The sequence below is a fragment of the Paraeggerthella sp. LCP19S3_G8 genome (assembly GCF_052119225.1).
GTDB classification, from domain to species: Bacteria; Actinomycetota; Coriobacteriia; order Coriobacteriales; family Eggerthellaceae; genus Paraeggerthella; species Paraeggerthella hominis.
Genome location: NZ_JBQKFQ010000012.1, coordinates 42,938 through 54,489, shown reverse-complemented (window position 1 = coordinate 54,489; position 11,552 = coordinate 42,938). Strand labels below are relative to the sequence as shown.

Sequence of the window (11,552 nt, the reverse complement as noted above, 5' to 3'; positions counted from 1 at the left end):
CGCACGGCTCGACCGCCGCGCCGCCGCGCCCGGACCGCCCCACGCCCCCGTACGCGCCCTACGCCCCCGCCCGCCGCATCCCCACACCCACACCCACACCCACACCCACACCCGCGTCCCCAACACGCTCCACCACTTTACTGCGCTAAACCGTAGAACCCCCTGAAACGACCGCTCGGGGGCCGTCAGGCCCTGCCTATCCAGTTCGAAACGCATAGTTCTTTGATAAAACGCGCTCGGGGCCGTATAGTGGTGCGACTGCATACCATGTGCATGTTCGGAAAGAGCGAACATTGTGGAAAGGGGAGAGGATATGAATATCAAGAAATGGGGCCTCGTTGCCGTTGCGGGCATGCTGGCCGCAACGCTGACGCTGTTCGGCTGCTCGTCCGGCGACCAGAACGCCGCTTCGGATGCAGCGGGAGCCGACGGGAGCTACCAGCTGGTCAACGGCGGTAAGCTTACCGTTGCCGCATCGCTCGATTTTCCGCCGTTCGAGAATCTTAACGGCGACAAGCCCGAGGGTTTTGCGGTGGACCTCATGAACGCCCTTGCCAAGGAAATGGGCCTTGAGTGCGAGTACCTGCCTTCCACCAAGTTCGACACCATCGTTCCGCTTATCCAGGCTGGCGGCAAGGCCGACGTGGGAGTTTCCTCGTTCACCATCACCGACAAGCGCCTGCAGCAGATCGACTTCACCGATTCGTACTGCGACGTGAACCAGAGCATCACCGTGCGCAAGGATTCGGGCATCACCGACGTGTCGCAGCTTGAGGGCAAGAAGATCGGCGCTCAGTCCGGCACGACCGGCTACGAGTGGGCTGCCGAGAACATCAAGGACGCTGAAGTAACCGCGTACGATGAGATGACGGCCGTGTTCGCCGCTCTCGATTCGGGTCAGATCGACGCGATTTCCGTTGACCTGCCCGTTGCGAACTATTACGTGAAGGCGTACTCCGACTGCGAAGTCATCAAAGAGATTCCCACGGGCGAGCAGTACGCCGTTGTGGTGAGCAAAGAGAATCCTGAGCTGACGAAGGCTCTCAACGAAGCGCTCAAGGCCGTGCGGGACAACGGCACGTACGACGAGCTTGTTGCCAAGTGGCTCAAGTAGTCTGACTGTTTCGAATCATGAACATCGTTAACGGTGCAAAAGCGCACATCGCTCGTGTCGCAGTGGTCTTGGCCGCTGCGGCACTTGCCGTTTCGCTGGCCCAGCCCTTGTGCGCGCATGCGTTGGAAACCGAGCGTTGGAGCGCCCAGCCCAACGACGCCGACGGTTCGCAGGTGCTCGGTGCCACGCCCACGCGCGTTACGTGGCAGGGTCAAACAGCCGAGGACGAGTCTTTGTCCCAGGTGGTCATCGACTTGCCCGAAGGTTCCACGGTTGAAGCTGAAAACGTGAAGGTCACGGTCATGAATGGGCTCGACCGGTTGGACGTGGCCGCTCAGGCGACGGTCGACGGCGTGCGGGTGACGGCGTCTTTCTCTGATCCCGCTCCTGCCGGTTCGCTTGTCATGCTGGAATGCAATCGCGTGTTGCTGCCGGGCGGAGGCGGAAGCTTTGGCCTGGCGGGAAGCTACACAACCGCCGATGGGCAGCAGCATGACATGCCTGCAACCGACAAGACGTTCACCGTAGTCAGCACGTCGCCAGCCGATCAGCTGTCCTCGTGGCTCGGGCAGCAAGAATGGGTGAAGGCGTGGAACTCCAACAAGTTCCTCCACCTGTTCTTCGATCCCACGATCGTCGTGACGTCGGTGCCCACGGTATTTTCCGGTTGGCTTGTGGCCCTTGCGCTGGTGGTGGTCAGCTTCCCGCTGTCCATACCCTTGGGGTTGATGTGGTCGTTCCTTCGCATGGCGAAAAGCCGTATTCCGCGCGCTATCGGCGCAACGTACATCAACGTCGTGCGCGGTACGCCTCTGTTCTTGCAGATCTACATCGCGTTCTTCGGTCTGCCGCTGCTCGGCATCAAGATGGACCTGTTCGTGCTGGGAGCCATCGTGCTGGTGCTGAACTCCAGCGCGTATCTGGCCGAGATATTCCGTGCGGGCATCCAGTCCATCAACACGGGCCAGTTCGAAGCGGCCCGCTCATTGGGCATGAACGGCGCGCAGACTATGTTCTACGTGATCATTCCGCAGACCATTCGTCGCGTCATTCCTACGATGACCAGCGAGTTCATCCTTATGTACAAGGACACCTCGCTCTTGGCGGCTGTCGGCGTTATGGAAATCATGATGTTCTCGAAGACCATCACGGCGGCAACGGGCAACGTAACGCCCTACATCGTGGCCGCGGGCTTCTACTTGATCGTGACCATCCCCATGACGAAGCTCATCAACTCGATGGAGCAGCGCATGGCGGGCGGTCGCAGGAAGCGCAAGAAGGGCGCGCATGCGGGTTTGGGCAGCAATCCCACCGATGCGATCCTTCCCGATTCCGACGCTGCCGTAGCGCGCAGCATTCGCATGTCCGAGACGTTTGCCGGCCCGGGTGCGGTGGGGGACGACCCCTCGCCCAGCGGCCGACTGAGCCATTAAGGAGGTGCTTCCATGAACGATGTAAAGGAATCTTCGGAGGCCCCCGTCGTGCGTATCGAAGGACTGCGCAAGGCGTTTGGCGACAACGTGGTGCTGCGGGGCATTGACCTTGACGTGTATCGTGGCGAAGTGGTGGTTATCCTGGGGCCGTCCGGCTCGGGAAAGTCCACGCTGCTTCGGTGCGTGAACATGCTGGAAACGCCCACCGAGGGCCGCATCTTCTTCGAGGATACCGAGATCACCTCGAAGAAGACCGACATCAACAAAGTGCGCGCCAAGGTTGGCATGGTGTTTCAGAACTTCAATCTGTTCCCGCACCTTACGGCGAAGCGCAACGTGATGCTGGCTCAGCAGAAGGTGCTCCGTCGCGGCAAGGAGGAGTCCGAGCAGATCGCGATCGAGCAGCTTGAGCGCGTGGGCCTTGGCGAGCGCGTGGAGTACAAGCCGTCCGAGCTGTCGGGCGGCCAGCAGCAGCGCGTGGCTATTGCGCGCGCGTTGGCCATGGATCCCCATGTCATGCTGTTCGACGAGGCTACCAGCGCGCTTGATCCAGAGCTTGTGCGCGACGTTCTGGGCGTTATGAAAAGCCTGGCGAAAGCGGGTATGACCATGATCGTGGTCACGCACGAAATGGGCTTCGCGCGCGATGTGGCCGACCGCGTCATCTTCATGGACGGCGGCTTCATCGTGGAGCAGGGAACGCCGGAAGAGGTGTTCGACCATCCGAAGTCCGACCGTACCAAAGACTTCCTCGGACACATTTCGTAACCCGTCCGAATACTGCGTAGAAAAGAGAGGGCCGGACTCCTGGAGTTGCGGCCCTCTCTTTGCGTGCGGTGCCGGTGCCGTCGAGCGCGATCGCGTTTTCCGTGAGCATCCCTTCATTCACGTTTAGCGTGCCAAGGAGGATAGCCTGATACAGGTCATTGTCCTGGTGCTTCTTATCCCAAAACGCAAGGCTGACCAGGAGGCCCGTATCTCCCAGGCAGCATCTGGAAGTCGAGTGCTCCGCGCTCAGTTTCTCGCCCGCCCCCGCTCCAGCCCCCATCCCACCCCCCCCCCATCCCGCGCCCGCACCCATCCCGCACCCCCCCCCCCCGAGTTCTACGCTTCCCTTACGAGGTCGAATATCTTACGAAAAGGGGAGTATATTGATGCTGCAAGGCTGTTTCGCCCTCGAAACAAGGCGTCGGCGCGGTATTCCCGTGCAAACGTACTGGCGCTTCTCCGTAAATGATGTTAATATTGTAACAATTAGGGTGTCGGATGGTTTCAGAGGGCGTTCGGCACGAGGGTGCAAGACGAGACAGTAAGGGGGTGTGCGATGGATATCTTCACCGATCCAGCGTTTCTGGCGCGTTTGCAGTTCGCTTGCACGGCGGCCTACCACTTCATTTTCGTGCCGCTGACCATCGGGTTGGGACTTATCCTTGCCATCAACGAAACACGGTACTACCGCTCCGGCAATCAGGCGGATGCGGCGGCTACCAAGTTCTGGGTCAAGATCTTCACCGCGACGTTCGTAGTCGGCGTGGCTACGGGCATCACGATGGAGTTCTCGTTCGGAACGAACTGGGCGGATTACTCGCGCTTCGTGGGCGACATCTTCGGCGCTCCGCTGGCGGCAGAGGCTCTGTTCGCGTTCTTCTTGGAGTCGGTGTTCCTGGGCGTGCTGCTGTTCGGGCGCAATCGCGTGTCGCGTAAGTTCTACCTGGTGTCGGCCTGGCTCGTGTGGTTCGGGTCGTGCCTGAGCGCCCTGTGGATCCTCATCGCCAACTCGTGGATGCAGACGCCTGCCGGAGCCGAGCTTGCTGCGGACGGTTCCAAGGCCGTCATCACGGACTTCTTCGCCGCGGCTTTCAACCCGTCGCTCATGGCGCGCTATTCGCACACGGTGGTCGCGCTGCTTATCGTGGGCGCGTTCGTGGCGATGGCCGTTGCTGCATGGTACCTGCTCAAGGGCAAGCATGCCGACTTCGCCATGAAGACCATGAAAATTGGCGCGGTGGTAGGCATTGTCACTACCGTTGTGATGCTGGGCACGGCCCATTCTTCGGCCGTGGTCGTTTCCGAGGAGCAGCCCACCAAGCTTGCCATGATGGAGGGCATGTACGAGTCCGAGGCTCCCGCATTGTACTTGTTCGGATGGGTCGACGAAGAGAAACAGGAAGTCCTTACCCCGTTCTACATTCCGGGCGGCACTAGCTTCTTGGCAACGGGCACGTGGGACACCGAGTTCCAGGGCCTCAACGATCTTGCCAAGTCCGAGAAGTACGGTGACTTCGACCCGTCGACCGCTCCCGTGAACTTCGTGTTCCAGACGTACCACTTGATGGTGGCCCTGTTCGGCCTGATCGCCATCACGGTTTTCCTGGCGCTGTTCTTCACGCTGCGCGGCGGCAAGATTAAGAACATGAAGTGGCTCCAGCGCTTGATCCTCATTTCCCCGGTGTTTCCGATGCTGGCCATCCAGGCCGGTTGGTTCACGGCTGAGGTCGGGCGTCAGCCCTGGGTAGTCTATCCGTCCGCAACGGGCCCGGATGGCGTGAGCCTGCTGACGAACGAGGGCATCTCCCAGTCGGTTTCCAGCGTCGAACTGCTCATTACCATGGTGCTGTTCCTGGTGGTCTACACGTTCTTGATGGTGGCGTGGGCGCGTGTCCTGGGCCGCTTCATCAAGGAAGGCCCCGTTGTCGAGCCTGCGTTGAAGAAGGAAGGTGAGTAGTCATGGAAATCACGTTCTTCCAGGGGCTGTGGTTCCTGCTGATCTTCGTGCTCATCGCTGGTTATTTCGTGCTCGACGGATTCGACTTGGGCGCCGGCGTGCTGTATCCGTTCGTTGCGAAGAACGATCGCGATAAGGCTATCGTGCGTCGCAGCATCGGGCCGGTGTGGGACGGCAACGAGGTGTGGCTGCTCACGGCGGGCGGCGCGCTGTTCGCGGCGTTCCCTGCGGCGTACGCCACCACGTTCTCCGGATTCTACCTTGCGGTTATGCTGGTGCTGTTCGGTTTGATCGTGCGCGCGGTTTCCCTTGAGTATCGCGGCCACGACCCCCAGTGGGGGAAGGTGTGGGACGGCTGCTTCACGGTGGGCTCGCTGCTTCCCGCGCTGCTTTTGGGCGTGGCCGTGGGCAACATCTACGCTGGCATCCCCATGGACGCCAACGGCGATTACGCGGGTATTCCGCTGCTGGGCCTGATCACGCCGTTCACGCTCCTGTGCGGTCTTTTGGGCTTGGCCATGTTCTTGGCGCAGGGCGCTACGTGGCTGTCGCTGAAGGCTCCCAAGCCAAGCGACCTTCAGGCTCGCGCGGCGAAGCTGCGCCTGCCGTTGCAGGTGGTTGCGCTGGTTCTGTTCGCGGCAGTGTCGGTGTACGGCCACTTCATCATCCAGCCGGCCATGGATCCCGCTCTCGGCGCGCTGCGCTGGATGTTCGCGATTTTGGTTCTGGGCGGCATCGGCGCGTCGATCTTCTTCGCGCTCAAGAAGAACTGCGACCTGGGCGCGTTTCTTGCCCAGTCCGTTTCGGCGGCGATGCTGGTGGGATTGCTGGCTGCTTCCATGTTCCCGAACCTGGTGGTTGCGTCGGCCGGCAGCGTGGGTCCCGCCATCACGGCGATGAGCGCGGCGTCTTCCGAGCTTTCGCTTATGTGGATGACCGGAATCACGTGCGTTGGCTTGCCGCTGGTGCTGGCGTACCACGTTATCATCTACCGCACGTTCCGTGGCCGGGTGACCGAAGAGGATCTGGCACACTACTAGGCAAGCGCCCGCAAGCGGGCATGTTGACCAGGGTGTTCTTGGAGCGGGGCCGTTGCATGCGGCCCCGCTCTTGCTTGTTTGAGAACTGAATCGATCGGTAAAGCATGGCGCGAACCTTCGGCCTGAATCTATTGCATCGGCGGTGCCGTCGGTATAATGCCTAACCAGCCCCTTGGGTTTAACGACACCGAATACGTGAGGACTAGTATGAGTACCGAGAACAATCCCAACCAGCCCCAACAGCCCGTCATGCCGCCAAACCCCGAAGGCAATCAACCTGTTGCGCCGCCGGCTCCTGATCAGCAGCCTGTTCATGCGCCCTCGAACGGCAAAGCGGTAGGTGCGCTTGCATGCGGCATTCTTGCTATCCTGTTCGCTTGGATGCCCTTGCTTGGCGTGGCGCTTGGCGTGGCGGCCATTGTTTTGGCTGGCAAGGCGGTCAGGGAGTCCGGGAAAGACGGCAAGGCTACGGGAGGAAAGGCCTGCGGCATCATCGGAATCGTGCTGGCGGTGCTTTCGCTTGTTCTCTATCTGGTTCTGTTCAGCTTCGGCACCATGGCTTACCTGATGGCGGGATCGACCAGCACCGAGTACCTTTCCTCGCTGTCGACGGGGGACGCCCGCGCGAACGAGGCCGATATGGAGGCCGTTGCCGCGGCTGAATACGATAGGCTCAAGAACAAGGATGCTGCGTTGATTCAGCAGATTGCGGCCAGCGTGGACAAAAGCTTTGCGTCTGCGGCTCATTACGGGCTGGCTGATCTGGGGCTTGATCCTCAAACGTTTGCTGAATGGATGCTGACCGATTTCGATTACAGCCTTGACGGCGCGTACGACAACGGTGACGGAACCGGAACCGTTTACGCGAACGTGACCGTGCGCGATGCGACCGCTTTCGCTAACGCGTTCGTGGCCGACGCCCAGGTGGCGCTCGATTCGGGCCAGCTGGACGGCTTGGACGAGGCTGCCATGAAGGCCAAGCTTGGCGAGATCTACGCTTTCTCCATGGCGAAGTCAACGGGCACTACGACCAGTTACTCCGGGATATCGCTTGTTCAACAGGGCGATGTGTGGAAGGTCGACCAGGATGCCTGGAACATCGAGCTCAAGCGTTTGCTGGGACTGTACTACTAGAACATGAGAAGCGCCGCGGTTCGTTTCAGTACGAACCGCGGCGCTCGATGGTTGCGCGCTAGGACAGCTTCTGGCCCAGCATTTGGGCGGCCGCTGCCTTGTCGAAGTTGCCGCCGGTCTTTCCCGTGAGGGCGCCCATGATGCGCCCCATATCCTTTTTCGACGATGCGCCCGTTTCTGCAAGCACCTCGTCGATCAAAGAGGCCAGCTCGTCGCCTGCCACCTGCTTGGGCAGATAGCTCTCCAGCACGGCGACCTGAGCGGTCAGCGTGTCGGTGCGCTCTTGGTCGTTTCCTGCTTTGATGGATCCGTCGAGCGTTTCCTTCGTCTGCTTGATCAGGCGCTTGAGCATGGCGTCCACATCGGCGTCCGTGATCTCGCGGCGTTCGTTCACCTCGATGTTCTTGATCTCGCCGTGCACTTGGCGCAGGATCGACAGGCGGGGCTTGTCCTTTGCTTTCATGGCTGCTTTGATCTCGTTTTGCAGTTCCTCGTAGTTCATGCGCTTCCTCTTTCGCTTGCGGCCGTCGTTCGTGTCCGAGTATACCTTACTGCGAAACCGCTACGAACTTTTCGTTTTCCAGAGTGACTTTCCTGATGCCCTCTTTTTGCAGAAGATTTCTCAGCGCATTCTCGGCTCCGTTTCCAGACATTGCGATGCTCTCTTCTGCGGGCAGTTCGTACCATTGGCCCTTTTCGCCCACCAGCCCGTTGTTGTCGCAGATGTACTTGGCTTTCCATCGATCCCCTTCGCTTATGCGCTTTTCGGGGCCCGCGTACAGGAACACGTGGGCGGCGGAATTGTCGTAGCTTTTGAACTGCAGGTAGTACGTCTTTTTGTCGTCCGTCGACTGCACCGAAGGCCATTCCGTTATGCCGGCTGCTTTTGCGTAGTTTTGTCGATACTCATCATCCGTCTTTCCGGTCCATGTTTGACCGCCCAGCCAATTGACCATGGCGTCTTCGGAGCTCAGCCCATGCTTGGAGCATTTGACCACCATGTTTCCGGGTTCCTTCCCCAGCGCCAGGCTGTAAGATCCTCCCGCGGGGCACAGATCGTGGTTGCCGTTGCCCTCCTTGAGCTGGGCGACGTATCCGTCCAGCATGCTTTGAGTGGGCGTTTCGTCCGTCAGCAGGTAGTTGTCGGCCACCATGACTTTCAGCGATCGTCGGTTGGCGGCGCAAGCGGCTTCCTCGGCGCTTTGGGTCGCGCCGGTGAACACGGGCACGGCAATGGCCACCAGCACGAGCACGATGGCTACGACTACCAGCAATTCCGCCAGCGTGAAGCCTGCGGTTCCGGCTTGCCGAGAGGCGAAGCGACGTGCGACGGCGTGATTCTCCATGAAGTTCCTTTCCCGATGCGCCCGCGTTCGGCGAGGAACGCGGAGGGAGCAGCGCGATGCAGCGTTCCGAACGAAGATCGCGTAGAGAGATTCCCCAGGCGCATCATAGCTGGTCGAGGTAAAGTTTACAATAAGACGCAGCATTGGCGGCGCCGGCAGCGCTGCCGGTCCTGTCGGCGCTGCATTTCGCGGACGCACCTTGGTGCCTTGTGCAAAAACCTCGTTACAGGGTGGGATATAGCGTCGGAGCCTTTTGACCGCTCTGGTATGATGGATTCCAGTGTTAGAGCTATAACGAGCAAAAGGACCTCCATGAAAGAATTGCCGGTCAATCAACTCAATCCGAAAATCAAGTCGGTGTGGCGGATAAACGACGCAGTGTGGCTTACCGTCGTGTTCCTGTGCTGCTTCGTGCCGTTTGCGATAGCGGCGGTGACGGATGCGTCTCCTTGGATCTTCGTCGTTTTGGCGGCTATCGCCGCCGTGTACGCGGCGTCGCTTATCCTGTGCCTGATCGTCTTGCCGCCCATTCGCTTCATGCGCTGGCGCTACGAGCTGTCGGATGACTATCTGGACATTGCGAAGGGCATCGTCTGGCGCAAGCGCTACATTATTCCGTTCATTCGCGTGCAGAACACCGATACGCGTCAAGGACCCATCCTGCGCGCGTTTGGCTTGGCGAGCGTCACCGTTGCTACGGCTGCGGGGGAACACGAGATTCCCGGCCTTGACGCCGATACGGCCGAGCAGCTGCGCGACAAAGCCGCCGAGCTGGCTCGCTTGGCGCAGGAGGACGTGTGATGTCCGACTTCCAGCAGCAAACGATTCCGTCCGAACCGACGCAACCCCAGCCCCAGGCCGATGAGCCCCAACGCCATCATGTGCACCATAGCTATATCTGGTTGAACAGCATCCAGGTGGCCGTCACGCTGCTCGTAGTCATGGCGTTCACTTCGTTCTCGTCCATTATCGGAGTGCTTGCCGACGGGCAGGCGTTTGGTCCGGGCAGCGTTCCCTTGGTGCTGTTCGTCCTGGGCGCGAGCGTTGTCGGCTTCGTTCTTCTGGTGGGTTTGATAGGGCTTATCCAGTGGTGGTCGTACAAGCATCTGTATTACGAACTGGGGGCCGAGGAATTCAACCTGTATTCGGGCATCTTCAACAAGAAGCGCGTCCACGTTCCTTACCAGCGCATACAGTCCGTCGATCAGCGAGCCACCCTTATGCAGCGCGTTTTCGGCGTGTGCACGGTGAGCATCGATACGGCCGGCGGCGCGGCCAACAAGGCGGTTCAGGTTCCCTACGTGCAGAAAACGCGCGCCGAGGAATTGCGCAGAGAGCTGTTTGCGCGCAAACAGTTCGCGGTTGCCGTGCAGAACGGGGCGGCTCCCGAGGCTGCCGCCCAAGCCGTTGCGGCGGCAACCGGCGTGCTTGTTCCCGGTGCGACGGGAGTTGCTGCGGATCGGCCTGCGTCCAACGTGCTGGATGCTCCTGCCGAGATCTGGCAGGACGTGCGCGGCGTGTTCGGTGGGCAGCACGTCGATACCGGCGCTGTCAGCTACGAATACGGCCTGTCCAACAAAGAGCTTGTTTTCACGGGCCTGTCGAACCACACGGCGTTTTGGGTGGTTGTTCTGGGCGCCTTCGGCGCTGTCAGCCAGCTTGCTTCTTTGTTTTCCGGTGCGGCGGAGCCGATGGTCGATCAAGCGGTCACGCTGGGCACGCATTTGTTCGGGGGCAACTTGATCGCACTGGGCGTTGCTGCGTTCTTCGTAGGGTCCGTTGTGATCTGGGCCATATCGGCGGTTGGTGCTTGCCTTTCGTACGGCGGGTTCCGTGCGTGCCGTCGCGGTAGCCGCATCGAGGTTGAGCGCGGTCTGCTGCAGCATCAGTTCCAGGGCGTTGACGTCGACCGCGTGCAGTCGATCATGGTGAAGCAGAGCTTCATTCGTCGGCTTATCGGCTATTGCGAGATATCGTTGGGCAAGATCGACGCGGCTGCGGAAGGCTCGGACGAGCAGCAGCAGGGGCTTGCCCCGCAGGGCGTCGTCATCCACCCGTTCGTGAAGCTCAACCGCGTGCCGGAGATCTTGGCCGGCATCGCCCCCGAGTTTGCCGACGTGCCGGTTGAGACCACGCCCGTTGCTCCCGTTGCGCTCAGGCGCGCGCTCATCCGACGCTGTCTGTTGCAGGGCACGGGCTTCTGGCTGGCTGTTGTTATTGCTGCCGGACATATCGCCGTCAACATCGCCGCAAATCCGGCGGATCCGGCGCAGGCTGCGTCCCTCGGATTCGTCAACGCGGGTGCGTGGGCGGGCTATGCGCTGTGCGTGGCGCTGTTCGCGTTCGACGTTGCGGGGTCTATCTTGTGGTTCCGCGGCTCGGGATTCGCGTACAACGATCGGTTCATGCAGGTGAGCAACGGCGGTTTGGCGCGCGAGACCATCAGCTTCCCTCGCAAGAAGATCCAGTTCGGCTATACGAAGACGAACCCCTTCCAGCGTCGAGCCGGCACCGCTACGGTTAACGCCCGCACGGCGGCGGGCATCGGAGGGACTACCATTCGCTTGATCGATGCGCGCGTCGAGGATGCGCAAGATTGGCTCGAATGGATCAAGCCCCATGGAAATGTGATACAGTAGAGCCATGGATACCCAAGCGACATCTGACAAACAAAGCCCCCGAAGCACGGAGTCCGGCACTGCCGACGCGCGGCCCGATGCCCCGGGGGACTCTTCCGCGAAGCCTCCGGCTCCCGGTTGG

The 11,552-nt window shown here is 60.6% G+C and carries 10 protein-coding genes; 8 read left to right on the top strand and 2 right to left on the bottom strand.

Annotation, left to right across the window (positions count from 1 at the left end):
• Positions 1-313 precede the first annotated feature (313 nt).
• The 6 genes from ACTQZK_RS11665 to ACTQZK_RS11640 all read left to right on the top strand — a co-directional run bounded on the left by ACTQZK_RS11665 (position 314) and on the right by ACTQZK_RS11640 (position 7,446).
• The gene (locus ACTQZK_RS11665; RefSeq protein ID WP_114568039.1) at positions 314-1,114 is read left to right on the top strand and encodes an ABC transporter substrate-binding protein; all 801 of its coding nucleotides are present in this window, start codon (positions 314-316) and stop codon (positions 1,112-1,114) included.
• 17 nt (positions 1,115-1,131) lie between these two features.
• Positions 1,132-2,547, top strand: a complete 1,416-nt coding sequence (locus tag ACTQZK_RS11660) for an amino acid ABC transporter permease (protein WP_114568040.1) — start codon at positions 1,132-1,134, stop codon at positions 2,545-2,547.
• 12 nt (positions 2,548-2,559) lie between these two features.
• A complete protein-coding gene (locus ACTQZK_RS11655) occupies positions 2,560-3,315 on the top strand; it encodes an amino acid ABC transporter ATP-binding protein (protein ID WP_114568041.1) in 756 nt (251 codons plus the stop codon).
• A 556-nt stretch (positions 3,316-3,871) separates the two neighbouring features.
• Positions 3,872-5,272: a cytochrome ubiquinol oxidase subunit I gene (locus ACTQZK_RS11650; protein ID WP_216529209.1), complete on the top strand. Its 1,401-nt coding sequence runs from the start codon at positions 3,872-3,874 to the stop codon at positions 5,270-5,272.
• Between the two features lie 2 nt (positions 5,273-5,274).
• Positions 5,275-6,312, top strand: a complete 1,038-nt coding sequence (gene cydB, locus ACTQZK_RS11645) for a cytochrome d ubiquinol oxidase subunit II (protein ID WP_216529210.1) — start codon at positions 5,275-5,277, stop codon at positions 6,310-6,312.
• A 207-nt stretch (positions 6,313-6,519) separates the two neighbouring features.
• Positions 6,520-7,446 carry a DUF4190 domain-containing protein gene (locus tag ACTQZK_RS11640; protein WP_441899689.1) on the top strand — a complete coding sequence of 309 codons (927 nt, stop codon included), beginning with the start codon at positions 6,520-6,522 and terminating at the stop codon, positions 7,444-7,446.
• A 58-nt stretch (positions 7,447-7,504) separates the two neighbouring features.
• On the opposite strand, the gene ACTQZK_RS11635 is transcribed toward ACTQZK_RS11640, so the two are convergent.
• Together ACTQZK_RS11635 and ACTQZK_RS11630 are read right to left on the bottom strand one after the other, a co-directional pair.
• On the bottom strand, positions 7,505-7,948 hold the full coding sequence (locus ACTQZK_RS11635) for a GatB/YqeY domain-containing protein (RefSeq protein ID WP_216529212.1): 444 nt from the start codon (positions 7,946-7,948) through the stop codon (positions 7,505-7,507).
• Between the two features lie 46 nt (positions 7,949-7,994).
• Entirely contained in the window at positions 7,995-8,792 is a 798-nt protein-coding gene (locus tag ACTQZK_RS11630) for a prepilin-type N-terminal cleavage/methylation domain-containing protein (RefSeq protein WP_216529213.1), read from the bottom strand.
• 312 nt (positions 8,793-9,104) lie between these two features.
• Between ACTQZK_RS11630 and ACTQZK_RS11625 the strand changes: the two genes are divergently transcribed.
• Positions 9,105-9,593 carry a PH domain-containing protein gene (locus tag ACTQZK_RS11625; RefSeq protein WP_114567850.1) on the top strand — a complete coding sequence of 163 codons (489 nt, stop codon included), beginning with the start codon at positions 9,105-9,107 and terminating at the stop codon, positions 9,591-9,593.
• Entirely contained in the window at positions 9,593-11,431 is a 1,839-nt protein-coding gene (locus tag ACTQZK_RS11620) for a PH domain-containing protein (protein WP_216529238.1), read from the top strand. The genes ACTQZK_RS11625 and ACTQZK_RS11620 overlap by 1 nt, the downstream gene beginning before the upstream one ends.
• Positions 11,432-11,552 lie beyond the last annotated feature (121 nt).